This window comes from Promicromonospora sukumoe, from assembly GCF_014137995.1.
Taxonomy (GTDB): domain Bacteria; phylum Actinomycetota; class Actinomycetes; order Actinomycetales; family Cellulomonadaceae; genus Promicromonospora; species Promicromonospora sukumoe.
The window spans coordinates 347898-372491 of sequence record NZ_JACGWV010000003.1; the positions used below are offsets into that span (position 1 = coordinate 347898).

The window sequence follows — 24594 nt, forward strand, 5'->3', positions numbered from 1 at the left end:
CCTCCTGTCTTCCCCGGTTCTGCGGGTAAAGTGCGCGGCTATGAGTGCGACACGGCGCAAGGGCTCCCGGGGTGGTCGTGCTGCTTCCCGCGCCGGTGGTCCCCCCGCGAGCAACGCGCTCACCTGGGCGGAGAGCCTCGCTGCGGGTGAGCCGGCGCCGGGCGCCAGCGCGCTGGAGTGGGCCGAGGGGCTCGCGCAGAACGGCGACGCGCCCTCGCCCAGCCCGTGGGGCGGCTCGGGCGCGTCCGCGCCCGCCGAGCCCGCACCGGCCGAGGACGGCGGTACGCCCTGGGGTCCGGTCCCGGCGCCCGCTGTCGCCGGCGGTGACGCTGACGGCGGCGGCGAGGCCGAGCCGGACGCCGCCGACGCCAATCCGTGGGGCACCGTCGCGGCCGCGGAACCGGCGGCGACCCGTGGCCGGGGCAAGAACGCCGGCGGCAAGGGCGCCGGGGGCAAGAGCGGCCGGTCCCGGTCCAAGGGCAAGGGCGCCACGTCCGGCACCAAGGGCGCGCCGAAGGACGAGACGGCGCCCACCCCCGCGGGCGGTTTCCCGCTGCTCACCGGGGGCGCCGTGGCGCCGGCGGCCGACGAGGGCCCGGAGGAGCCGCTGCCCGAGGACGACGGCCCGTCCGCGCGGCCGAGCGCACCCGGTTCCCGCGCGTCGGGCTCCGCGAAGAAGGCGGGGAAGGGCCCCAAGGGGCGTATCCCCGCCCCCAGCACGGCGCAGCAGCGCAAGATCAGGAAGACCCTCCGGCGCGGCCTGCCCGCGTTCCTGGACCGCCCCATGGTGCTGGTGACGGCCGGCGTGCTCGCGGCGGGCCTGGGCCTGGGCACGGGCTGGGGCATGGACACGTTCGGCTCGTCGGGCGGCGAGATGTCCTCGGCGGACGCCGCGTCGTGCGCGCAGACGCAGATGGCGTGGACGCAGGCCGCCAACGCGCAGTCGGCGATGGTCGAGGACCAGCCCGAGACCCTGCGCAAGGGCTTCATCAACGCCCGCAACGCGCTGGACGGCGTGACGCCGCCCGAGGCGATCTCCGCGGACTGGGCGGTGGCGTTCACCTACTACTCGACGGTGGCGAACAACATCGAGAAGGTGAAGGCCAACGACGGCCCCGCCGTGCTCTCCGCCGTCGGCGGGGCGCAGGAGGAGCTCGACACCGCGGCCATGATCGAGGCGACCAAGACCATCGGGCTCTACGTCAACTCGAACTGCACGCAGTAGCCCGTCAGGATGGGGCCGTGCACCCTCCTGTGACCGACCCCGTCCTCGTCGCCTCCCTCCGGGACGACCTGGCCTCCTCCGCCTACGACGTCGACGGCGTCGAGGACGTCCTGGGCCCGCTCGCCGCGTCCGCGCTGCACCGCGAGCAGGCGCTGCCGGCTCGCCGGGCGGTCGCCGCGGCGGTGGCCGGCAAGCCGCCGTCGGACCGCGATCCCCGCGCCACCCTCGCGGGCCTGTTCCTGCTGGGCGAGCCCGTGGCGCGCGCCGCGCTGGACCGCGCGCTGCCCGCGACTGGGACGGCGGGAGCGGAGCGCCTGGGCCTGGTCGCGGCGCAGGGCACGGGGGACGACGACGAGGTGCGCGCCGTCGTGGACCTGCGGCCCTACTCGTCCGTCGACGCCGTGGGCGACGCGCGCTGGTGGCTCGCGTCCGACCTGGGCGAGCTCGCCCTCGGCGGGCGGCTGTCGACCGACCACGTGCTCGGGGCGGGCGGCGCCTCCCTGACCCTCGTCCAGGTGACCGTGCGCACCCCCACCGGCCGGGTGCTCGACCTCGGCACCGGCTGCGGCATCCAGGCCCTGCACGCGGCGCGGCACGCCAAGCAGGTGGTGGCCACGGACATCTCGCACCGCGCGCTGGCGTTCGCGGGCTTCAACGCGGCGCTGAACCGGCCGGGCGAGGTGGAGCTGGACCTGCGGCACGGCTCGATGCTGGAGCCGGTCGCGGGGGAGCGGTTCGACCTCGTGGTCTCGAACCCGCCGTTCGTCATCACCCCGCACGCGGGCGCCGCGGGGCGCGCCGTGGCCGACGCGATCGGTGACTACGAGTACCGCGACGGCGGCCGGGCGGGCGACGACCTGGTGCGCGACCTGATCCTCGGCGTCGGCGACGTGCTCGCCCCGGGCGGCACCGCCCAGCTCCTGGCGAACTGGGAGCACCGCCGCGGCGAGCCGTGGACCGAGCGCGTGGGCCGCTGGCTCGACGAGGCGGGCCTGGACGGCTGGATCATCCAGCGGGAGGTGCTCGACCCCGCCGAGTACGCCGAGACCTGGATCCGCGACGGCGGCACCACGCCCGACCGCGAGCCGGCCGCCTGGGCCGCCGCGTACGGGGCGTGGCTCGACGACTTCGCCTCCCGGGACGTGGAGGCGGTCGGCTTCGGCATCGTGACCCTCCGGCGCCCCGTCTCGGGCGCCCCGACGCTGCGCCGCCTCGAGGAGCACACCGGGTCGGTGCGCCAGCCGCTCGGGGCGCACATCGCGCGCAGCCTCGCCGGGCACGACTGGCTCGTGGCCCGGGACGACGCCGCGCTCGCCGCGGCCCACCTCGTGACGGCCGCCGACATCACCGAGGAGCGGTACCTGACGCCGGGCGCCGCCGACCCGAACGTCGTCGTGCTGAGGCAGGGGGACGGGCTGGGGCGGGGCGTGCACGCGTCGAGCCCGCTCGCGGCCCTCGTGGGCGCGTGCGACGGCGAGCTGACCGTCGGGCAGATCGTCGGAGCCCTCGCGTCGCTGTTCGAGGTGCCGGCCGACGCGCTGGCCGCCGAGCTGCTCCCGGCGGTCCGTGGGCTGGTCCGGGACGGTTTCCTGGAGGGCTGAACGGGGCCTCCTGGGCGGCCGCTGGACGCCTCGGGGCCGTTACCGGGACGTAACGTTCAGGGTCGCGCACCGATAAATTTCGTCCATGCCCGAGACATATCGGGCTATGACAGATATTTTCCACCGTGTGGAACTCGACATGCGGCACTTGAGGATGGTTGTCGCTGTTGCCGAGTCGGGCAGCGTCACGAAGGCGGCCGCTGCCCTCGGCATCGCGCAGCCGGCGTTGACTGCGCAGCTCAACCGGATCGACCGGTCGCTGGGCGGGAACGTGTTCGTCCGCGACCGGTTCGGTGCACGACCGACCGAGCTCGGTGAGCTGGTACTCAGGCACGCTCGCGTGCTTCTCCCCGCCATGGCGGCCCTCGCGGACGACGCCGAGCGACTCGTCAACGGCGACGTCGCCCACGGCGAGACCGTGCGGGTCGGCATCACCGGGACCGGGCTGGGCGGCCTGTTCGTCAACCAGCTGCACATCGGCATGCCCGGCGCGCAGGTCACCACGGCCATGCCGCCCCTGCCCGACGACGTGGCGTCCCGGCTCGCCCGCGGCACCATCGACGTCGGGCTGGTCGGGATGTGCTCCGACGTCTCGCCGCCGGCGGCCGTCGAGGTGTCCTGGACCCGGGTCTGCACCGACCCGATGTTCGTGCTGATCGACGCGCACCACCCCTACGCGGGCAAGCCGGAGGTCTCGCTCGCCGAGCTGGCCGAGGAGATGTGGCTCTGCGTCCCGTCGCACGGCTGCCTCGAGGAGTGCTTCGTGTCGGCGTGCGTGCGGGCCGGGTTCACGCCGCTCGGCATGGGCGAGGCGGAGTGGACCACCGCCGTCGACCAGGTGCGGGCGGGGCGCGCCGTCGCGCTCGTGGAGCCCGGGCAGCCGGACCCGCCGGGTGTCGCCACCGTCCCGCTGGCCGGGGCGCCCCTGCGCCGCACCCACTACCTGGGCTGGCGGCACGACGCCGACCTGCGCGTGGACCTGGAGGCCGTCGAGGGCGCCGCGCACCGGGCCCACCGCGACGCCGTCCGCCGCAGCCCGCAGTACGAACAGTGGCTCGCGATGTACGGCATGCTCGGCTGACCTCCCCCCACGTGTCAGACGTACAGGTCCCCCCGGTGACCTGTACGTCTGACACGTGCGTGCCCCGAGCACGTACGTGGTTTGCCCTCCATAGGAAATATGTATGACCTGAGTGTGATCTGGGCGTGAAGTCCAACTCCTCCTACTGTGGCGGTGCGGGTGAAAAATCATCCGTGGGTGGAAATTCACCCCCTCCGACCCAAGGAGTCGCTGGAGATGAGTCGTACATCCCTCCGGGGCGTCGCCGTGGCAACCGCCACCGTGGGCCTCTTTGCCGGCACCATCAGCGCCGTCGCCGCCGCACCGTCCGACGTCGAGGCCGCGACCGCCGGCTACGCACCGGGCCTGGTCTCCGCCATGGAGCGCGACCTGAACCTGAGCACGGCGGAGGCCGTCGCCCAGCTCGAGTCGCAGGAGCTTCTCGCCGACACGCAGCAGAGCCTGGAGAAGTCGCTCGGCGCCTCCTACGCCGGGGCCTGGGTCGAGGGGTCGGACGCGCTGCACGTCGCCGTGACCGACGCCGCCGAGGCCGCCGACGTCCGCGCGGCCGGGGCCACCCCCGTGACCGTGGACAACTCGCTCAAGGCGCTCGACGCCTGGACGGCGGACCTGGACGGCGCGCTGTCCTCGGCCGACGTGACCTCGTACCACGTGGACGTGGAGACCAACGAGATCGTCATCGACGTGGTCAAGGGCGCCACGGCCGACGTGCGTGCCGCGGTGGCCGAGGCGGGCGTTCCCGCCGACGCCGTCGCGCTGACGCAGTCCACGGAGCGTCCCCGCACGTTCGCCGACGTGATCGGCGGCGAGGCGTACTTCATCAACGGCAGCGCGCGCTGCTCGGTCGGCTTCGCCGTGACCGGCGGCTTCGTGACCGCTGGTCACTGCGGCTCGGTGGGCGCCTCGGCGAGCGAGCCGAGCGGCACCTTCGAGGTCTCGGAGTTCCCGGGCAGCGACTACGCCTACGTCTCGGTCAGCTCGGACACCCCGGTGGGCGTCGTCGACGACTGGAACGGTGGCACCGTCGCCGTCCAGGGTTCGACGCCGGCCGCCGTGGGCGCCAACGTCTGCCGCTCGGGCTCGACGACCGGCTGGCACTGCGGCACCATCCAGGCGCTGAACGCCACGGTGAACTACGCCGAGGGCAGCGTCTCCGGTCTCATCCAGACCAACGTCTGCGCCGAGCCGGGCGACTCGGGCGGCTCGCTGCTCGCGGGCTCGCAGGCCCAGGGCATGACCTCCGGTGGGTCGGGCAACTGCTCCTCCGGCGGCCAGACCTTCTTCCAGCCGGTGGGCGAGGCGCTGAGCGCGGCCGGTGTGTCGCTCCTGACGAACTGACGTCCTGAGGAACCGCGGGGCGGGTAGGGGAACTCCCTACCCGCTCTGCGGCATGTCCGCATATTGCGCCGATATGTCCAAAGCGGTATCTGGGAGTTGCCTGAAAGCGACCATACAGTGTGCCGCACTGGGTGAATCCATTGCCCCGACGACAAGGAGTCGCTGGACATGAGACGCACATCCTTCAAGGCGTTCACCGTGGCCACAGCCGCGATGACGCTTCTCGCCGGCAGCATCACCGCTGCTACCGCAAGCGCAGCTGCCGGAGCGGACAAGCCCGAGGTGACCAGCTACGCCCCGGGCATGGTCGCGGCCCTGGAGCGCGATCTCGGCCTGACCACCTCCCAGGCCGTGGACCGCCTCAAGACCGACGAGGCTCTGTCCGACAAGCAGCACTCCATCGTCAAGGCCCTCGACAAGGGCTACGCGGGCTCGTGGGTCGACGGCTCCGAGCTGTACGTCGCCGTCACCGACAAGGCCGGTGCCGCCGAGGTCCGTGCCGCCGGTGCCACCGCGGTCACCGTCGACAAGTCCCTGGCCCAGCTCGACCGCCTGGCCACGAAGGCGTTCCAGGCCGCTCCGGACACGAAGGTCGCCGGCGCGTACGTGGACGTCGAGTCCAACGCGGTGGTCCTGGAGGTCGCCAAGGGCTCGAAGGCAGCCGTCGCGGCCGCCGTCGCGCGGGCCGGGATCGCTGCCGGCACGGTCTCCCTCGTCGAGGTCGCGGAGATGCCCCGCACCTTCATCAACGTGATCGGCGGCAACGCCTACTACATCGGCGGCGGCCGCTGCTCGGTGGGCTTCTCGGCCACCGGCGGCTTCGTCACCGCGGGCCACTGCGGTGCCCGTGGCGCCACGACCACCCAGCCGAGCGGCACCTTCCAGGTGTCCTCGTTCCCGGGCAACGACTACGCCTACGTGAACGTCGGCTCCGACGACACCCCGATCGGTGCGGTCAACAACTACAGCGGCGGCACCGTGAACGTCGCGGGCTCGACCCAGGCCGCCGTCGGCTCCACCGTCTGCCGCTCCGGTTCCACGACCGGCTGGCACTGCGGCACCATCCAGGCCTTCAACGCGTCGGTCACCTACGCCGAGGGCACCGTGTCCGGCCTGATCCGCACCAACGTCTGCGCCGAGCCGGGTGACTCGGGCGGCTCGCTGCTCGCTGGCACCCAGGCCCAGGGCATGACCTCGGGCGGCAACGGCAACTGCTCGTCCGGCGGCACCACGTACTTCCAGCCGGTGGGCGAGGCGCTCAGCGCCGCGGGCGTCGCGCTGATCACCGGTGGCGGTGGCACCACGCCGCCCACGGGCTGCGCGAGCCAGGAGACGGCGTTCAGCGGTTCGCTGAGCAGCGGCGCCTACGCGTTCAAGCCGAGCAGCAGCGGGTTCTCGTCGTCGGCCGGCACCATCACGGGCTGCCTCGACGGCCCGAACGGCACCGACTTCGACCTGTTCCTGCAGAAGGTGAGCGGCAGCAGCTGGGTCACCGTGGCGCAGGGCATCACGTCGTCGCCGGACGAGAGCGTGAGCTACAACGGCACGGCGGGCACCTACCGCTGGGTCGTCGAGTCCTACTCGGGCTCGGGCTCGTACACGGGCGGCTACTCCACCCCGTGATCCCCTTCGGATGACGTGTCAGACGCTCAGGTCACGGGAGTGACCTGAGCGTCTGACACGTGCGCGGAGTCCCGGCCGGCCGGGATCAGGGGCGCGCGGTCGACTGGCGGACCAGCAGGATCAGGGCGAACGACGCCAGGGTCACAGCCACCACCCCGAGCGCCCCGCCCATGTACGCGGTGAGGTCGCCGCCGACCGGCAGCGCCCAGCCGTAGCCGCGCACGGCGCCCAGGGCGCCCACCCCGAGCACGCCGCTGCCGGCGGCGCCGAGCAGCAGCAGCCCGGCCGCGCTCGACGTCCCGGGCTCCGCCCCGGTCCGCGGCAGGTCCAGGGACGACGTCGAGCTCAGCACGCAGACGCCGGCGCCCCAGGCGAGCACCACGAGGATCGCGGCGACGACGTCGGACGGCCGGTGCCACTGCCCGATCAGCGTGGACACCCCGGTCGCGGCCGTGTACGCGGCGCCCGCGACCGCGACGAGCGGGCGCCAGCGCCGCGGCACCGCGATGAGGAGCCCGGCGGCGATCGAGGCGGCGACGGTCGTGTGGCCGCTGGGCAGGGTGTTGATGTCGGCGCGTGCGGTGTCGAGCAGGGCGGGCCGGTCGAGCACGACGTGCTTGAGCACCTGCGTGGTGAGGTTGGCGCCGGCCACCAGGATGACCACCTGGGCCGCGAGCCACCACCGGCCGCGGGCCAGCGCGAGCACGACGGCGACGGCCAGGCCGAGGCCGATGAACGAGTTGGACACCACACCGAGCACCGGCTCGGCGAGATCCCACAGGACGCCCTGCCCGGTGGCAGCGCCCTCGAGCGCGAGCTGGTCGGCGTGCTGGCCGCGCCCGGAGTTGACGAACGTGTCCCACGTGGCCCACACGCCCCACATGCCGAGGGCGGCGACGGCGGCGGCCACCACGCGCGGCCCCACCCGGGGCCGGTGGCCGGGCGTCCGACCAGGCATGGGGCTGCCGACGCTGTCGATGGCGTGGCCCTCTGCGGGCTGCGGCAGCTCGGGCGGCGGGAGGGTGCGCTCGGTCATGGCCCCACCGTAGAGGAGTCGGCTGAAGAGACGGTGTCGCTGTTGTGTGACTCTCCGTGTCTTTGACGCCACGAGTGAAAATCACCACGGTCATGTGAAACCGCCGGGCAGCCCGCTGTGACCCCGGATAGGGTGCGATCCGTCGCGCCTGGCGTACCGTGAACTCTCCAACGCCACCCGGCGCACGTCCCCAGACCCCGCAGGAAGCAGGCAGGACCGGATGTCCCAGGCACGCAAGCTCGTGATCGTCGAGTCGCCCACGAAGGCTCGCAAGATCCAGAGCTATCTCGGTGACGGCTACGAGGTCGAAGCCAGCGTGGGGCACATTCGCGACCTCCCGCAGCCCAAGGATCTCCCCGCGGAGATGAAGAAGGGGCCGTACGGCAAGTTCTCCGTCGACGTCGACAACGGGTTCGACCCGTACTACGTGGTCCACGCGGACAAGAAGAAGAAGGTCTCCGAGCTCAAGAAGGCGCTCAAGGACGCCGACGAGCTCTTCCTCGCGACCGATGAGGACCGCGAGGGCGAGGCCATCGCCTGGCACCTGATCCAGGAGCTCAAGCCCAAGGTCCCCGTCAAGCGCATGGTCTTCCACGAGATCACGCGGGACGCGATCCTCCGCGCGCTGGAGAACACCCGCGAGCTCGACCAGGACCTCGTGGACGCCCAGGAGACGCGGCGCATCCTTGACCGCCTCTACGGCTACGAGGTCTCGCCGGTGCTGTGGCGCAAGGTGCGGCAGGGCCTGTCGGCCGGCCGCGTGCAGTCGGTGGCGACGCGCCTGGTGGTCGAGCGGGAGCGCGAGCGCATGGCGTTCGTCTCCGCGGACTACTGGGACGTGGCGGGCACGTTCGCGGTCGCGGAGGCGTCCGACGGCGGACAGCCCTCCTTCCGCGCCCGGCTCACCCAGCTCGCCGGCCAGAAGGTCGCGTCCGGCCGGGACTTCGACGACCGGGGCCGGCTGAAGGTCCGCACCGGCACCGTGCAGCTCGACGAGACGGCCGCCCGCGCCGTCGTCGCCGGGCTGGAGGCCGCCGACTTCTCGGTCCGCAGCCTGGAGACCAAGCCGTACACGCGCCGCCCCGCGGCGCCGTTCACCACCTCCACGATGCAGCAGGAGGCGGGCCGCAAGCTGCGGATGTCGTCGCGCCAGGCGATGCGCACCGCGCAGGGCCTGTACGAGAACGGCTACATCACCTACATGCGTACCGACAGCCCCTCGCTGTCGAAGGAGGCGACGGACGCCGCCCGCCGGCAGGCCGCCGAGCTGTACGGCACGGAGTACGTGCCGGGCGCGCCCCGTCTCTACAACAGCAAGTCGAAGGGCGCCCAGGAGGCGCACGAGGCGATCCGCCCCGCCGGAGACTCGTTCCGTACCCCGGCGCAGGTCGCGAACGAGCTGAGCGGCGACCAGTTCCGGCTGTACGAGCTGATCTGGAAGCGCACGGTCGCCTCGCAGATGGCGGACGCGAAGGGCTCGACGGCGTCCGTCCGGCTCGGTGCGACCGTCGTCGGCGGCGCGCAGGACGGCAACGAGGCGGTGTTCTCGGCGTCGGGCACCGTGATCTCGTTCCGCGGCTTCCTCGCCGCGTACGAGGAGGGTGCGGACGCCGACAACGACGCCGCCGAGGGCGCAGCGGCCGCGAAGGAGACCCGCCTGCCGACGATGGCCGAGGGCGACGCGCTGACCGGCACCGACCTCGCCGCGGACGGCCACTCGACGACGCCGCCCGCCCGGTACACCGAGGCCTCGCTGGTCAAGGCGCTGGAGGAGCGCGGCATCGGCCGCCCGTCCACGTACGCCGCGACGATCTCGACCATCCAGGACCGCGGCTACGTGATCACGCGGGGCCAGGCGCTGGTGCCGACGTGGCTCGCGTTCGCGGTGATCCGCCTGCTGGAGGAGCACTTCGACCGGCTGGTCGACTACGACTTCACGGCCACCATGGAGGAGGACCTCGACCAGATCGCGGCCGGCTCCCGGGAGCGCGTGGCCTGGCTGCAGGAGTTCTACTTCGGCGAGGGCCCGGGCAACGTCGGCACGTCGGACGCGCTCGGCGTCGACAGCGACGGCGGCGGCCTGCGGGCGCTCGTGGAGAACCTGGGCGAGATCGACGCCGCGGCGATCAACTCCGTGGACATCGGCGAGGGCATCCGGGTGCGCGTGGGCCGCTACGGCCCGTACCTGGAGGACCTCGCGGCCGAGGTCGAGGAGGGCAAGACCCCGCCCCGCGCCTCGGTGCCGGACGACGTCGCGCCCGACGAGCTGACGGTCGACAAGGCGCGCGAGCTCCTGGCGGCGGGGGCCGACGACGGCCGCGTGCTCGGCACGCACCCCGAGTCTGGCAACCCGATCGTCGCGAAGAACGGCCGGTACGGCCCGTACGTGACGGAGCAGCTCCCGGAGCCGGACCTCGACCCCGACCTGTCGGCCGCGGCGAAGAAGCGGGCGCTGGCCGCCCTGCCCAAGCCGCGCACGGCGTCGCTGCTCAAGACGCAGGCCCTCGACTCGGTGACCCTGGAGGACGCCCTGCAGCTCATGTCGCTGCCGCGCGTCGTGGGCACCGACCCGGAGTCGGGCGACGAGATCACCGCGCAGAACGGCCGCTACGGCCCGTACCTCAAGAAGGGCACGGACTCGCGGACCCTGCCGTCCGAGGAGGCCATGTTCACGGTCACCCTGGACGAGGCGCTGGAGATCTACAAGCAGCCCAAGCGGGGCCGCGGCCGCACCGCGACGCCGCCGCTGCGCGAGCTCGGCGACGACCCGACCAGCGGCAAGCCGATCCAGGTCAAGGACGGCCGCTTCGGCCCGTACGTGACCGACGGCGAGACCAACCGCACCCTGCCGCGGGACGTCACCCCGGAGTCGATCACCGCGGAGCGGGCCATCGAGCTGCTCGCGGACAAGCGTGCCCAGGGACCGGCCAAGAAGCGGACCCCCGCGAAGAAGGCCCCGGCGAAGAAGGCGGCCCCGGCCAAGAAGGCCCCCGCCAAGAAGGCACCGGCCAAGAAGTCCTAGCCGTGTCAGACGTACAGGTCACCCCGGTGACCTGTACGTCTGACAGGTCGCGGGGCCGGGTCCGGCTCAGCGCCGCAGGCGGCGGCCCGTCACGTGGGTGGGCGTGATGCGCACCCACGTGTCCCGGGTCTCCTCCAGGTAGCTGATCAGGTTGGTGGACTCGGCCGCCGCGATGTCGGCGTCGGTCTCCAGGATCTCGGCGGTGCCCTTCACGACGACGCTGTACGCGATCTCCGGGCCCCACTGGTCGACCTCGAACGCGACCTTCTCGTTGATCGCCACCTCGGCGACCTTCGTGCCGGGGATGGTGTGGAAGTAGATGGTCCGGTCCGCGACGGCGAAGTTCAGCGGGAAGATCTCGGGCTCGCCGCCGACGGCGGTGCCGAGGCGCCCGATGGGCTGCATGGAGAGGAACTCCCAGCACTCGTCCTCGGTGATCGCCGTGATGCTCTGCTCGTTGTCGTCCATCTCCCCATCGTGCGCCGGGTGCGCGGACGTCGCCCAGCGGGAGCTGCCCGGGTCGATGTCGGCGGTCGCGGTTAGGGTGGCGGCGTGAACGCACCTGGCTACTTCATCTCCTTCGAGGGCGGCGAGGGCGTGGGCAAGTCGACCCAGTCACGCCTCCTCGGCGACTGGCTCGCGGACCTGACCGGCCGCGAGGTCGTGCTCACGTTCGAGCCGGGCGGCACCGCGCTCGGCAAGGAGCTGCGGGCCGCCGTCATGCACGGGCAGGACATGGGCCCGCGGGCCGAGGCGCTCATCTACGCGGCGGACCGCGCCCACCACGTCGACACCGTGGTGCGGCCCGCGCTGGAGCGCGGCGCCGTGGTCGTCACCGACCGCTACGTCGACTCGTCGGTCGCCTACCAGTCCGGCGGCCGGGACCTGCCCGCCGGCGAGGTGGAGCACCTGTCCCTCTGGGCCACCAAGGGCCTGCGCACCGACATCACGATCGTGCTCGACCTCGACCCTCAGGCTGCCGCCGCCCGCCGCGCGGCGGCCGAGGGCAAGGGCGAGCTGGACCGGCTGGAGCGGGCCGGCGTGGAGTTCCACACCCGGGTCCGGGACACGTTCCTCCAGCGCGCGTCGGCCGACCCGGAGCGCTACGTGGTCATCGACGCCTCGGCCCCGGTCGACGACATCCAGGCGCAGATCCGGGTCGACGTCGCGGCTCGGCTAGGCCTGACCCCCGTGGTCACCGAGGCCGCCGCCGTCGGGGTCCCCCAGGACGAGGACCGCTCGTGACCGTGTGGGACGACGTCGTCGGGCAGGAGTCCGCGGTCGCCGTGCTGCAGGCCGCCGTGGCCAACCCGGCCGCGATGACGCACGCGTGGCTGGTGACGGGCCCGCCCGGCTCGGGCCGGTCGGTGGCCGCGCGCGCCTTCGCCGCCGCGCTGCAGTGCCCGGACGGCGGGTGCGGCGTGTGCCGCTCGTGCACCACCACCATGGCGGGCACCCACCCGGACGTGACGCTGCTGGCCACCGAGAAGGTGGTCATCGCGATCGACGAGGTGCGCGACCTGATCATGACGGCGTCCCGGTCGCCGTCGGGCGGCCGGTGGCGCGTGATCGTCATCGAGGACGCCGACCGCATGGCGGAGCGCACCACCAACGTGCTGCTCAAGGCCATCGAGGAGCCGCCGCCGCACACGGTGTGGGTGCTGTGCGCGCCGTCGGTCCAGGACGTGCTGCCGACCATCCGGTCGCGCTGCCGCTCCGTGGTGCTGCGTGTGCCGCCACCCGAGGCCGTCGCCGACCTGCTCGTACGGCGCGACGGCGCGGACCCCGCGGTCGCCCTCAGCGCCGCCCGCGCGGCCCAGAGCCACGTCGGCCTGGCCAAGCGCCTGGCGCGCGACGCCGGGGCACGCGAACGCCGCACCGCGGTGCTGAGCATCGCGCGGCGCATCCGCGGCGTCGGCGACGCCGTGCTGGCCGCGGGCGAGCTCGTCGACGTCGCCAAGGCGGAGGCCGTGTCGGCCACGCAGGAGCGCGACGCCGCCGAGAAGGCCGAGCTGCTGCGCGCGCTGGGCGTCGCCGACGGCGAGACCCTGCCGCCGCGGCTGCGCTCGCAGCTCAAGCAGCTCGAGGACGACCAGAAGCGGCGTGCCACGCGGCACCAGCGCGACGTGCTCGACCGCGCGATGGTGGACCTGCTCTCGCTCTACCGCGACGTGCTCGTGGTGCAGCTCGGGGCGGAGGTCGACCTGGTCAACGCCGAGCTCGCCGAGACGGTGCGCGCGCTCGCCGCGGACTCGACCCCCGAGCAGACCGTGCGGCGCATGGACTCGATCGGCGTGGCCCGCACCCGCCTGGACGGCAACGTGGCGCCGCTCCTGGCGCTGGAGGCGATGGCGATCGCGCTGCGTCCGCAGGGTTGACCGTCTACCGCAGCGGCCGTCCCGTGTGAAGATTTCGCACGGGTGAATCTCAACCACCGCGTCGCATTGTCCCGAATGCCGTCCCTGGTTAGGCTGCGGGGCGCCCCCAGAGCTGTTTCGTTCAACTAAGGAAGTCCACGGTCCGATGAGGATTCTCCTGCTGGTTTCCGCCTTCAACGGTCTTACCCAGCGGGTCTGGTGCTCCCTTCGGGAGCAGGGGCACGACGTCGGAGTCGAGCTTGCCCCGACCTTCGAGTCGGGCGCCGCCATGACCCGCGCCGTCGAGCGGGCCGACCCCGACCTGATCCTGTGCCCGTTCCTCAAGCACCGCGTGCCGGACACGGTCTACGACCGCTGGCCGACCGTGATCGTGCACCCGGGCCCGGTGGGCGACCGGGGGCCCTCGTCGCTGGACCACGCGATCCGCGACGGCCGCGACCGGTGGGGCGTCACGGCCCTGTCCGCGGTCGAGGAGCTGGACGCCGGCCCCGTGTGGGCCACCGCCGTGTTCGACATGCCGGACTCGCCGATCTCCAAGAGCGCGCTCTACAACAGCCGCGTCGCGGACGCCGCGATGGCCTGCATCGGCGAGGTGGTCCGCAAGGTCGCGGACGGCGAACGGCCCATCCCGGCGGAAGCCTGCCTGCGGATCGTGCCGGTCAGCGGCGAGCTGCCGCTGCTGCGCCGCGAGGACTTCCGGATCGACTGGAGCCGCCCCGCGACCGAGCTGGAGCGGCTCGTCGCCGCGGCCGACGGCGCCCCTGGCGCCCCGGCGGGCGTGAACGGCCGGTCGGTCTGCATCTTCGACGCCGTCGCGTCGCCCGAGCACACCGGCGCGCAGCCCGGCACCGTCGTGGGCCGCAACCTGGACGCCGTGGCCATCGCCTGCGGTGTCGGCACGCTCTGGGTCGGCTACGCCGCCGAGCTGAGCGGCCGCCGCGGCACCAAGCTCCCGGCCGCGCAGGTGATCGACGCGGGCAACGCGCCGTTCCGCCGCATCCCGGACGCGCTGGCGGAGACGACCTACGTCCGCGACGGCGCCGTCGGCTACCTGACGTTCCGCTCCTACAGCGGCGCGATGTACACCGAGCAGTGCCGCCGGATGACCACCGCCGTCGAGAAGGCCCTCACCGAGGACACCCGGGTGCTGGTCCTCAAGGGCACCGAGCACGCGTTCTCCAACGGCATCCACCTGGGCACCGTCGACGCGTCGCCCGACCCGGCCGCCGAGGCCTGGGACAACATCTGCGCCATCGACGAGCTGTGCCTCGCCATCGCGACCGCCGACCAGCTCACCGTCGCCGCGTTCACCGCGAACGCCGGCGCGGGCGGCGTCATGGCGGGCCTGTGCGCGGACGTGACGCTGGCCCGCGAGGGCGTCGTCCTCAACCCGTACTACGACATGGGCATCTACGGCTCCGAGCTGCACTCGTGGAGCATGCCCGCGCGGGTCGGGGACCACCGGGCGTCGCTGCTGCTGTCGCGCAAGCTGCCGATCTCGGTGGCCGAGGCGGCCCGCATCGGGCTGATCAGCGCCGTCGGGCCGCGCGAGTGGGGCGAGTTCACCACCTGGCTGTCCTCCGCGGCGCAGGGGTACGAGGAGCCCGCGACGCTCGGCTGGATGCTCGCGGCGCGTGCCGAGCGCCGGGCGACCGACCGGCCTCTGTCGTACTACCAGACCATCGAGCTGGCCGAGATGGCGCGCGACTTCTTCGACGACCGCAACGCGTTCTCGGTGCACCGCCGGGCGTTCCTGCGCAAGACGGCGGCGGACGCCACCCCCGAGAAGCTCCGCTTCTCCACGGCCCGCGTCTGAGCGGTTCGACCGCTCGTGAGGGGTTCCGTGCGGTTCTGAGTGGTTCCCGGACAGGTGATCGGCGGCTCGACATGCCGATCACCTGTCCTCTTGCCAAGGTTGGCCGGAGTGTCGTGCAAGATCCACGCCGCCCGCCACATGACAGGGGTGGAGGCGTCGCAGACCTGCGACACACACCTGGTGGTGTCAGAGGCGAGTGGAAGGAGCTGGGCATGAAGATCGAGCGGACGAACCGGACGGGTACGGTGGCACAGGTTCTGGCGCGCAGGGGCGCGTCGGCACTGGGCATCGGGGTGGTCGCGGTCCTCGCGCTGGCGGGGTGCGCGCAGTCCGACGTCGGAGGTGCCCAGACGGGCGGGTCGGCGCAGACCTCGTCCCCGGAGGAGAGCGACATGACCAGCCCCAGCCCGAGCGCGTCGGACGGCGAGGGCGCCGAGGACGGCAAGCTGCCCGAGGCGAGCGAGATGGAGATCGCCGCCGGGAACTCCGGCCGCGGCCTGCCGCCGGGCCTGGAGGGCAGCACCGACTCGACGGCGGGCGTCGCGTGGTCGCCGGAGCCCGGCCTGCTCTACGTCGTGACCAACGGGTCCAGCTCGTGCCCCACCTTCGCGGAGCCCGAGGCGACCATCGGCGACGGTGCCAAGCCGGCCGGCAAGTCCGCCGGCGTCGCCGCTGCCGACGGCGTGCTCACCGTGACCTTCGTGCCCGCCGACAACGGCATCTGCACCATGGACTTCGTGCCCACGACCACGGTCGTCGAGGTGCCCGCCGAGTCGGACACCGGCAAGCCGGTGCCGGTCCAGCTCGACGACAGGGGCAAGGTCGAGCTCCAGCCGCGCAGCGCCGACGGCGAGCCCGGACCGGTCGCCTGGCTCGACTCGTGAGGGTCGCGTGTCGGTTCGTCAGCGGGTAGGAAATCCACCGAGCACAACCGGTAGGTTGGCCGGGTGATTCGCCCCGCCCGCCGTCGTCGTCAGCCTGCGGCCGTCGTCGCCACGCTGCTCTCCGCCGCCCTGCTCCTCGCCGCCTGTGGAGCGCCACCGAAGGTGCAGACGGCGCTGGAGGACGTGGGCAAGTCGGACGGTTCGGCCATCGAGGGCGCGCCGAAGGGCTACGAGGACTACTACGGCCAGTCGCTGGAGTGGACCGAGTGCGGCGAGGACTTCCAGTGCGCCACGGCGTCCGCGCCGCTGTCGTGGCACGACCCGGGGGCGGGGAGCATCGAGGTGGCGCTCAAGCGCATCCCCGCCGCCGGGCAGAAGATCGGGTCGCTGCTGGTCAACCCGGGCGGGCCGGGCGGCTCCGGGGTGGACTTCGTGGCCGACCCGACCCGCTTCGGGCAGTCGCTGCGCTCGTCGTTCGACATCGTCGGCTTCGACCCGCGCGGGGTGGGCCAGTCGACGCCGGTCAAGTGCTACGACGACGCCGGCAAGGACGAGTTCCTCAGCACCGACTACCCCTACACGCCCGAGGGCCTCGCCGAGCGCCAGGACGCGGTCCGGGCCTGGGGCCAGGCCTGCGCCGAGAACACCGGGCCGCTGCTCGGCAACGTGGACACGCAGTCCGCGGCGCGTGACATGGACATGCTCCGGGGCGTGCTCGGCGACGACGAGCTCAACTACCTCGGCTACTCCTACGGCACCCAGCTCGGGGCCACCTACGCGGGTCTGTTCCCGGACCGCGCGGGGCGCCTGGTGCTCGACGGCGCGCTCGACACCACGCTCGGCTCGGACGAGGTCGCGCTCCAGCAGGCAGAGGGCTTCGAGAGCGCGCTGCGCGCCTACGTCGCCGACTGCCAGGCGGGCAGCGACTGCCCGCTCGGCGACGACGTGACCAGCGGCCTGCAGAAGATCCAGGCCATGGTCGAGGACGCCGAGCCCAACCCGATCCCGACCTCCTCGGGACGTGACGTCACCAAGAAGCTCGCGTTCTACGGCGTGGCCGTGACGATGTACGACGAGGCCTCGTGGTCGTTCCTCACGCAGGCGCTGCGGGAGGTCTTCTGGGAGGGCACCGGCGACGACCTGCTCTACCTGGCCGACGTCTACAACGACCGGAACGACGACGGCACCTTCAAGTCCAACAGCGAGGAGGCGTTCCGCGCGATCAACTGCGCCGACGCCCGCGCCGAGGAGGACATGACGAAGATGGCCGAGATCGCCGACGAGATCGAGGCCGCCGCGCCCACGCTCGGCGAGTCGTTCGGGTACTCCGGCATCGAGTGCACCGACTGGCCGTACCCGGCCGCGGAGCAGGAGTTCGACCCGGCCGCCGAGGGCGCGCCGCCCATCGTCGTCATCGGCACCACGAACGACCCGGCCACCCCGTACCGCTGGGCCGAGGCGCTCGCCGGCACGCTGTCGTCGGCCGTGCTCGTCACCTACGAGGGCGAGGGGCACACGGCGTACGGCCGCTCCAACACCTGCGTGAGCAACGCGGTGGAGACCTACCTGCTGGAGGGCAAGGTGCCGGAGGACGGGCTCACCTGCTGACCCAGTTCTGCGGATCGGGCACGTCACACGGTTTCGCTTTGGAACCTGGGTCATGCATTGGGTACAGTTGGGCCCGCTCACCCATCCGGTCCTGACCGGTGTGCGGTGCGTGCGCCGCCTTAGCTCAGTCGGCAGAGCGTCTCACTCGTAATGAGAAGGTCGTGGGTTCGATTCCCACAGGCGGCTCCACCAAGAAAACCCCGTTCGACCAGGCCATATGTGCCTCGGTTGGCCGGGGTTTCTTGCATCTCAGGCTCCGTTGCGGGCATCTCGCGCACCCCCCGCGCTCCCCGGGTCGTTGTTCAGCCTGTTCAGCCCTGCCTTGTCGGCGTCGGTCCCGAGGAAGTGCAGGTACCGGTTCGTGGTCGCGATCGACTCGTGGCCGCACCACGCCTGGACCGTTCCCGGAGCGACGCTGCGGGACAGCCAGAGGCACGCGGCAGTGTGCCGCAGGTCGTGCAGGCGTCGGCCCTGCCCCGTCTTCTCCCACGACAGAACGCGGACCGTCGCCGTGCGCCAGAGCTGCGAACCGCCGTCGCTCGTGAACAGCAGATCATGCGGAGCACGACCGTCCGCCAACCCCTGCACGATCGACAGCACACGATCAGCGAGCGGCACGCGGCGCATCGACCGGCCCTTGGTGGCCTTGACCGGCGACCCCTCCGGCTGGCTACGACGGACCATCAGACCCGGTGTCGGGACCTCCACGAAGTTCGCCACCTGCATGGCGCGCATCTCGCCCCAGCGCAGCCCGGTCCAGCCCATGACGAGCAGGATGTCCGCCAGGCGCTCGTCCTTCATCCGCCAGACCAGATAGGCCGCCTCCAGGCCGTCCTCGGTGAACGGATCCATCTCCGTCAGCTCGTCAGAGCCCTTGGGCACCTTGACGCCGGTCACCGGGTTCTTCCCGACCAGACGCTCACGCACGCACCAGGCGAAGAACACCGACAGGCTTGCCCGGTACCTGACCACGGACGAGTCAGCGAGCCCGCCCGCAAGCAGCACCTCGAACGACCGAGCCACCTCACGCTCAGACACCGCCGACAGGTGCACGTTCTGCATGCTCGTCGGAATGAGCCGCCGCAGGTCCAGGTCCGCCGTGTACGTCTTCTTCGCGACCGTGATCTTGCGGACCGCCAACCACCGGTCAAGCACGAGGCGGAGGCGTTCCTTGCCCGCCCGGGGATCGACGCCGCCGTCGAGCGCAGCTCGTTCCCGGTTGAGCCAGTTCTTGGCCTCGGTCTTGGTGTCGAACGTGCGCGACCCCACGAACTGACGACCGTTCTTCAACTGCGCACGAAACCGGCCCGTCGCCGTCTTGGTGATGCTCACGCTGCTACCGCTTCCAGCCAGGTCGCCACGTGGTCACGCCGGTATCGCGGCAGCGACGGGGATAGCCACGTCACGCGCGGACCCTTCCCAGCCATACGCCACCGGCACACCGTGGACGGCGCGACCTTCAACCAGGCAGCCACTTCCTCAGTCGTCATGTACTCGTCCATCGCTTCCCCCTCACCGTCGTGTTTCACGTGGAGCCTTCTGACCTGCCTTCCACTGCGCGTACTCGCGGGCACGAGCTGCGGCGGCCTCAGCGAGCTCCTTCTCGCCGTTGCTGGCCCAGCCGGTCCCGGAGTAGGACCACGAGCCCTCGACGACGAGCGTGGTTTCCTCGTTGTCGGCCAGGAGGCGGCGTTCCAGGTCGGCCACGTCCAGCGGCTCCCCGGCCCGCTCAGCCTCAGCAGCCATGCGGGCGAACCTGGCCCGAGCGGTGCGGAGGCGGCCGAGGGTGACGGAGTAGCGGCGTGACTTGGACGAGAAGTGGCCCCTGAAGCCGAGCATGTGCGCCCACTTCGCCAGCAGCCGGTACGGCGAGTTGATGCACTCCCCGCACACGCACCCGTCCTCGTCCTCCTCCGGCTCGTATCCGTCCGGACGGCAGGCGGTGGCAGCACGGTCAGCCAGGCGGCGGCACTGCCGGGTCAGGCGGGACAGATGCGGGCGGGGTGCGACAGGGTCGACGTTGGTGGACTTGGTGGCGTACTTCGCCAGGTACCCCGCGACCTGTTCCGGGCCGAGAGTGTCGCTGGAGCGTGCTTCGTCGGCGACGCTGCCCGGCAGGCCAGTGCTCACGGTCCGCGTATCAACCTGGACCCCGAAGGCCAGTTTGCGCGGCACGTCGGCACCATCGACCGGAACAGCTACGTACTCCACCCCGAGAGCGGCAGACTCGATCAGACCCTTCAGCGTGTCCCCGTCCACGGGCGCCATCGACCCCGGACCGTCCGGACCGTCCAGGCGCACCAAGGCGTGGAAGTGAACGGACCCGCGCGCCTGGTACTCAGCCACCTTGGCGTACTGCATGGAGACCGCGTGCTTCAGCTCGGTGTCCGTCAGGCCCAGGTAGGACGCGAGGGCACGCCGGAGCGCGATCGTGAACCGGCGCCACAGTTCCGGGGCGTGCCACTGCCAGACGATGGCGGTGTCCCAGTCGTAGCAGTCCCAGCACAGCGGCGAGCCAACAGCCTGGTCGTTCTCGGTGTGGACGCGCATGCAGGACTTGGACCGGCCATGCGGGCAGACCTTGGCGCGGTCGAAGGGGCGGCAGGTGCCTCCGGTCTTGTGCCCGTCCTTTTTCCGGATGCCGTGGACGTGCCCGAACGACGGCGCGGTCAGGGTCGCGAACACCAGGGGTGCGTCTGCGACGGTCTCGGGGACGGTCTTGCCGCCGAGGAGGCCGGATCGGATCATCGCGAACGTGTCGCGGGCGTAGACACGGGAGCAGGCCGGGCAGATGTCGGCACGCCGGTTCCCGCACGGCCGGTAGAGCTGGCCCATCGGGGCGTCGGCCGAGTGGTACTCGGAGACGACCTCACCGGTCGTGGTGTCGACGGTCATGGAGGACCCGTTGAGGCGGATCGGGTGGGAGCAGTAGCCGACAGCCGCGGCGGTGTCGGCGAAGGCGTCCAGGGCGTTGCGGAAGGTGCGGCCACGGGCGGACTGGGTAGCGAACCCCAGAGCGCCCGGGCCGACCTCCAACGGTGCGTGCTCCCCGAAGCCGGAGAACGTCAGAGCGGTGTTCATGCTGCTGCCTGTTCGGGCAGATCGAGACCGGGCAGCGTGTCCTGCACAGCGACCGCCGCCGAGGACTCCGGCCAGACGGTCAGGTCACGCCCAGCCCAGAACCCGGCCGTGGTCTCGGTGACGACCGTGGAGACCTCACACGCGGCCAGCACGGGGCAGGCGGCGCACACCCGGGCCATGCGGGCACGGTCGGCGGGGGAGGTGTCCTCGGCGGTCCAGGGCAGATCCCGCAGGCCCTCACGGGCGCACGCGGCGCCGAGCATCCAGCCCGTGGCGGGGATCATGCTTCGGCCGCCGTCAGGTTCAGGCCGGGCAGGTCCAGGGCGTCCTGAGTGATCGGACGGACCCGACCAAGACGCGGACGCCGAGCAACCGGAGCAGGAGCGGCAGCCGGGGCTGCGGCCGGAGCGGGCGATTCGGCCGGCAAAGGCTCAGGGACCGGCACGGGCTCCGGCTCGACGACGGGCGCAGGCTCGATGACTGTCACCGGCTCCGGCTCGACCACGGCCACCTCGGCCACCGGTGCGGGCTCGATGGCGGGACGGTCAGCGACCACGAGAGACGCCAGGGCGTGGGTCGAGGTCAGGACTGAGAGCGGGGCCAGCGCCACCAGGACGACGCCGACGATGGTCCGCAGCTCGGGGCCGACGTCGTAGGCGTGGGCGGCGTTCGCGCCGATGCTCACGACGGTGAACCCGAACATCAGGGTCCAGGCCCACGCCGAGGAGTGCCCACGGTCGCGCAGCACGAGGGCCACCAGGCCGTACACGAGCACCGAGGCGTCGATGACGACGGGCACGAGGAACGCCAGCGCCTCCGGCACCCGACCCCACAGCGCGGCATCCCGGAGAGACGCGAAGGACAGTGCGAACGAGGCCAGTGCGACAGCCAGAGTCAGGACGACGGTGAAGACGAGCACGGGCCGGGAATCGGCCGCGATCCGGGCCACAGGCCCAGGGGTGCGATTCATGATCAGACCTCCTCAGGGGTAGCGGCCGGAACGGCCGGACGGGTCGTGCGGGGCTTGCGCGGTGCGCGAGGCTTACGGGTACGAGTACGAGGCGCGGGAGCGTCCTCGTTGGTGGGCTTGCCCGCGTTGTCGTTCGGCGTGGTGCGGCGAGCAGCAGCGGCCCAGGCGTTGGCAGCGTCGGCACCGTCGCGGGGCTCGGGGGCGGCGTGGGAGGCCGGGGCGGCGTACCGCTGGGCGACCTCGCGGATGAGTTCGTCGGGCCAGTACGCGAACCGGACCATTACCGGTGCGCCGTCCTCCCGGACGAGGTACCCGGTGCCGGGGTCCGAGCGGGAGATTTCGTGTGCCGGGGCCTGGAGTGCGGCCGGGCCGAGCACCATGTCCGACTCGACGTCGGAGTCCAGGCGCAGGGCGATCTTCTGGGGGTAGAGGTTGCGCTGGCCCACGGCCTCCTGGCGGGGGTTCTGCACGCAGGAGACGACCACGACACCGAGCGCGCGACCCTGGGTCAGGATCTTGGACATGAGCCGGTCGGCCTCACGCCGGGTCTCGAACTCGGAGTACGCCATCAGGTCGGCGAGCTCGTCGATCATCAGGACGTGCAGCGGCTCCGCAGAGGTCGGGACGTGCAGGCGGGAGACGCCGCGCATGGACTCCTTGCGGCGGTCGATGACCCGCATCAGAGCCCGCAGGACCTCGATCGAGTCCTCAGTGGTGTAGGCGACGCGGCCGAACAGGGCACGGCCCATCTCGAGTTCCACGCCGCCCTTGAGGTCGAGACCCCAGGCGCAGACGGTGCCGTCGTGGATCGCGGGGGCCAGGCCGCCGATGACCGACCACAGCACCGACCCCTTACCGGCACCGGTGGCACCCGCCACGAGGGTGTGACGGCCCCGCACGACCATCTCAGCGACGTGACCGGTCCGGGACAGGCCGACGGGCAGGGCGTCCGGGTTGGCGCCCTCCAGGACGGGCATGCGAGCCATGACGGGGGCGATGCGGTAGGTGGTGAACAGGGCCAGGTCCAGGACGCCGGGCTTGACCGGGGTGACCTCGAACCCGTGCGCCCGGTACGCCGAAGCGATGGCCGGGGCGGCGCGGTGCAGGGTGTCTGGGGTCTGGCCAGGGAACGTCTCGACCCGGAGCACGACCGCGCCGGGCTGGTGGGAGACGTGCCGCAGCTTCGAGACCGTGACGGTGCCGTCCGGCTCGGCGCGGTACAGGGAGCAGGAGCGGGCGACCTCGGGCCAGTACGCGGCCATCCTGTGCGCGTGGACCCGACGCCGGTACCGGGCCGGTGCGATCATCGCAAACAGGCCCAGCACGATCCCCGGGGACAGGAAGACCAGCAGCGCCAGGAGCGGGCCGGTGATCCGGTCCCCGGGGGTCTCGGCCAGGGTGAGGATGCCCCACCAGCCGACCGAGACGACGACGCCGAACACGGTCGGCATCCAATGCCGGGCAGCCCACACGGTCAGGGCCCGCGTGAACATCCAGTCCCGATACGCGATCCACGCCGCGACCCGCCACGTCTTGCCCATCCAGTCGGAGCGACCCACCGTGGAGGCACGAACCGCGGTACGGGCCGAGGTGACTCGGGCGTCCAGGCGGGCACGCAGTCCCGTGTTCGGCGTCGTCGGGGTGCTCATCGGTCCCGTCCCTCCTTCTCGATCTCGTCGGCGAGGGTGCGCGAGGCGCGGTCGGCGGTCTCCTGGGCGTCTTTGAGCGCGATGAACGCGGCGTACAGGGCCTCGGAGACGTCATCCAGGCCAATCTCGGTGGCCCACTGGTCCATCCGCCCGACCATGACCCGGGAGGTCTCCAGGTCCTTGCCCATCTCCGCCAGCAGGTCGGGGTGGTCCTTCTTCGTGATCTGTCGCTTGAGCATCAGCCCATCTCCTTCTGTCCGAGTCGTCGCTTGGTCTCATCGAGCTGTTCGACCAGGGCCGCCGAGGCCCGGTCCATGCGGTCGTACTGGTCGGCCGTAGCCGGGTCGGTCGGGGACTGCGGGAAGACGGTCAGGGCCCACGCGAGGGCATCGATCGCTTCCCCAAGGCACCCGGAGACCTGCCACCACGCCTCCTGTTCGGTGCGCGGCATCACGTCGCCGTCGCCGGGGCCGGTCGTCATCACTGGCCCTCGTCCTCAGCACGCAGGCGACGGGCCACGTCCTCACGCGCGGCACCGATCCGGGTAGCCACCGCGCGCAGCTCTTCGAGGGCCGGGTCGTGGGCGTTGGTGTACTTGCTCAGGCCCGCCAGCGGCTCGACCGCGCGCAGCACATTGAAGTTCGCCTCACCAAGGCGGTGGTTCGCCTCGTCCAGCGCGTTCACCGCCCGCTGGTTGACCTGTCGGGTCGTCTCGTCCAGTGCCATCAGCTCTTCCCCTCCTGTTCCATACGCAGCCGCACGGCGATCAAGTGACGGGTCTGGGACATCCGTCCGGACGTGGTCTCGGCGTCCTCGATCAGGTCGTCATATGCCCCGGTCAGCACCGCCACATCGATCACGTGACGCTGGGCGCGGTTCCACGCCTCTGAGGCCTGAGCACCCGCGATCTGGGCGGCCAGCAAGGCGTCGACCACCTCCTGATTGACCTGCCCAGTCGTCTCGTTGGTTGCCATCAGCTCTTCCCCTTCCCTCGGCGGCCGACCCAGGTGCCGGACTCGTCGTAGAACTCGGGCCGCTCGGCCCGGTGCGCGGTCGACGCCGCGAGACTGATTTCCGTGTGCAGGGTCTCGGCCTGCTCATGCATGCCCCGGACCTGCTCAGCAGTGCCGAAGACCCCGGCACGGTCGAGGGTTCGGGCCGCACCGTTCAGCGCGGTCACGGCCTCAGACATGTACGTCGCCGCGTTGCCCAGCGCCTCGGCCCTGCCCGTGGGGGCGGGTAGTGGAGCGCCCGCCCCCGAGCAGTTGTCGCCGGTCATCGG

Annotated in this window: 23 protein-coding genes and 1 tRNA gene; 12 read left to right on the forward strand and 12 right to left on the reverse strand. The window is 72.1% G+C overall.

Annotation, left to right across the window (positions count from 1 at the left end):
• Positions 1-40 precede the first annotated feature (40 nt).
• From FHX71_RS25630 to FHX71_RS25650, 5 genes are all read left to right on the forward strand, one after another.
• Complete coding sequence (locus tag FHX71_RS25630; protein WP_182620331.1) at positions 41-1225, forward strand: hypothetical protein; 1185 nt, start codon at positions 41-43, stop codon at positions 1223-1225.
• A 17-nt stretch (positions 1226-1242) separates the two neighbouring features.
• On the forward strand, positions 1243-2826 hold the full coding sequence (locus FHX71_RS25635; RefSeq protein WP_182620332.1) for a DUF7059 domain-containing protein: 1584 nt from the start codon (positions 1243-1245) through the stop codon (positions 2824-2826).
• Positions 2827-2965: 139 nt separating this feature from the next.
• Positions 2966-3907, forward strand: a complete 942-nt coding sequence (locus FHX71_RS25640) for a LysR family transcriptional regulator (protein ID WP_246403552.1) — start codon at positions 2966-2968, stop codon at positions 3905-3907.
• A 216-nt stretch (positions 3908-4123) separates the two neighbouring features.
• A complete protein-coding gene (locus FHX71_RS25645; RefSeq protein ID WP_182620333.1) occupies positions 4124-5245 on the forward strand; it encodes a S1 family peptidase in 1122 nt (373 codons plus the stop codon).
• A gap of 168 nt (positions 5246-5413) precedes the next feature.
• Positions 5414-6868, forward strand: coding sequence for a S1 family peptidase (locus FHX71_RS25650; protein WP_182620334.1), 1455 nt, complete (start codon positions 5414-5416; stop codon positions 6866-6868).
• Between the two features lie 85 nt (positions 6869-6953).
• Here the strand turns inward: FHX71_RS25650 and FHX71_RS25655 are convergent, their stop codons facing one another.
• Positions 6954-7904 carry a phosphatase PAP2 family protein gene (locus FHX71_RS25655; RefSeq protein ID WP_246403553.1) on the reverse strand — a complete coding sequence of 317 codons (951 nt, stop codon included), beginning with the start codon at positions 7902-7904 and terminating at the stop codon, positions 6954-6956.
• Between the two features lie 220 nt (positions 7905-8124).
• Here FHX71_RS25655 and topA point away from each other — a divergent pair, with 220 nt between their 5' ends.
• Complete coding sequence (gene topA, locus FHX71_RS25660) at positions 8125-10926, forward strand: type I DNA topoisomerase (protein WP_182620335.1); 2802 nt, start codon at positions 8125-8127, stop codon at positions 10924-10926.
• A 66-nt stretch (positions 10927-10992) separates the two neighbouring features.
• Here the strand turns inward: topA and FHX71_RS25665 are convergent, their stop codons facing one another.
• Positions 10993-11394, reverse strand: a complete 402-nt coding sequence (locus tag FHX71_RS25665; RefSeq protein ID WP_182620336.1) for a pyridoxamine 5'-phosphate oxidase family protein — start codon at positions 11392-11394, stop codon at positions 10993-10995.
• Between the two features lie 84 nt (positions 11395-11478).
• Here FHX71_RS25665 and tmk point away from each other — a divergent pair, with 84 nt between their 5' ends.
• From tmk to FHX71_RS25695, 6 genes are all read left to right on the forward strand, one after another.
• Positions 11479-12171, forward strand: coding sequence for a dTMP kinase (gene tmk / locus FHX71_RS25670; RefSeq protein WP_182620337.1), 693 nt, complete (start codon positions 11479-11481; stop codon positions 12169-12171).
• Positions 12168-13304, forward strand: a complete 1137-nt coding sequence (locus FHX71_RS25675) for a DNA polymerase III subunit delta' (RefSeq protein ID WP_182620338.1) — start codon at positions 12168-12170, stop codon at positions 13302-13304. Before tmk ends, FHX71_RS25675 begins: the two co-directional genes overlap by 4 nt.
• A 145-nt stretch (positions 13305-13449) precedes the next feature.
• A complete protein-coding gene (locus FHX71_RS25680) occupies positions 13450-15120 on the forward strand; it encodes an enoyl-CoA hydratase-related protein (protein WP_182620339.1) in 1671 nt (556 codons plus the stop codon).
• A 212-nt stretch (positions 15121-15332) separates the two neighbouring features.
• Complete coding sequence (locus FHX71_RS25685; RefSeq protein ID WP_182620340.1) at positions 15333-16004, forward strand: hypothetical protein; 672 nt, start codon at positions 15333-15335, stop codon at positions 16002-16004.
• Between the two features lie 63 nt (positions 16005-16067).
• Complete coding sequence (locus tag FHX71_RS25690; protein ID WP_312877219.1) at positions 16068-17612, forward strand: alpha/beta hydrolase; 1545 nt, start codon at positions 16068-16070, stop codon at positions 17610-17612.
• A gap of 113 nt (positions 17613-17725) precedes the next feature.
• Positions 17726-17801: transfer RNA gene (locus FHX71_RS25695), tRNA-Thr, on the forward strand.
• A gap of 60 nt (positions 17802-17861) precedes the next feature.
• Here the strand turns inward: FHX71_RS25695 and FHX71_RS25700 are convergent.
• The 10 genes from FHX71_RS25700 to FHX71_RS25745 all read right to left on the reverse strand — a co-directional run bounded on the left by FHX71_RS25700 (position 17862) and on the right by FHX71_RS25745 (position 24591).
• Positions 17862-18944, reverse strand: a complete 1083-nt coding sequence (locus tag FHX71_RS25700) for a tyrosine-type recombinase/integrase (protein ID WP_182620341.1) — start codon at positions 18942-18944, stop codon at positions 17862-17864.
• 180 nt (positions 18945-19124) lie between these two features.
• Positions 19125-20693, reverse strand: coding sequence for a replication initiator (locus FHX71_RS25705; RefSeq protein WP_182620342.1), 1569 nt, complete (start codon positions 20691-20693; stop codon positions 19125-19127).
• Positions 20690-20977, reverse strand: a complete 288-nt coding sequence (locus FHX71_RS25710) for a WhiB family transcriptional regulator (RefSeq protein WP_182620343.1) — start codon at positions 20975-20977, stop codon at positions 20690-20692. The genes FHX71_RS25705 and FHX71_RS25710 overlap by 4 nt, the downstream gene beginning before the upstream one ends.
• Positions 20974-21663 (reverse strand): DUF2637 domain-containing protein, encoded by a 690-nt coding sequence (locus tag FHX71_RS25715; protein WP_182620344.1) that lies wholly within the window; start codon positions 21661-21663, stop codon positions 20974-20976. The genes FHX71_RS25710 and FHX71_RS25715 overlap by 4 nt, the downstream gene beginning before the upstream one ends.
• A gap of 2 nt (positions 21664-21665) precedes the next feature.
• Entirely contained in the window at positions 21666-23312 is a 1647-nt protein-coding gene (locus FHX71_RS25720; protein ID WP_182620345.1) for an FtsK/SpoIIIE domain-containing protein, read from the reverse strand.
• Positions 23309-23551: a hypothetical protein gene (locus FHX71_RS25725; RefSeq protein ID WP_182620346.1), complete on the reverse strand. Its 243-nt coding sequence runs from the start codon at positions 23549-23551 to the stop codon at positions 23309-23311. The genes FHX71_RS25720 and FHX71_RS25725 overlap by 4 nt, the downstream gene beginning before the upstream one ends.
• Entirely contained in the window at positions 23551-23793 is a 243-nt protein-coding gene (locus tag FHX71_RS25730) for a hypothetical protein (protein WP_182620347.1), read from the reverse strand. The genes FHX71_RS25725 and FHX71_RS25730 overlap by 1 nt, the downstream gene beginning before the upstream one ends.
• Positions 23793-24038: a hypothetical protein gene (locus FHX71_RS25735; RefSeq protein ID WP_182620348.1), complete on the reverse strand. Its 246-nt coding sequence runs from the start codon at positions 24036-24038 to the stop codon at positions 23793-23795. The genes FHX71_RS25730 and FHX71_RS25735 overlap by 1 nt, the downstream gene beginning before the upstream one ends.
• On the reverse strand, positions 24038-24286 hold the full coding sequence (locus tag FHX71_RS25740; protein WP_182620349.1) for a hypothetical protein: 249 nt from the start codon (positions 24284-24286) through the stop codon (positions 24038-24040). Before FHX71_RS25740 ends, FHX71_RS25735 begins: the two co-directional genes overlap by 1 nt.
• Positions 24286-24591 carry a hypothetical protein gene (locus FHX71_RS25745; RefSeq protein WP_182620350.1) on the reverse strand — a complete coding sequence of 102 codons (306 nt, stop codon included), beginning with the start codon at positions 24589-24591 and terminating at the stop codon, positions 24286-24288. The genes FHX71_RS25740 and FHX71_RS25745 overlap by 1 nt, the downstream gene beginning before the upstream one ends.
• Between the last annotated feature and the right edge of the window lie 3 nt (positions 24592-24594).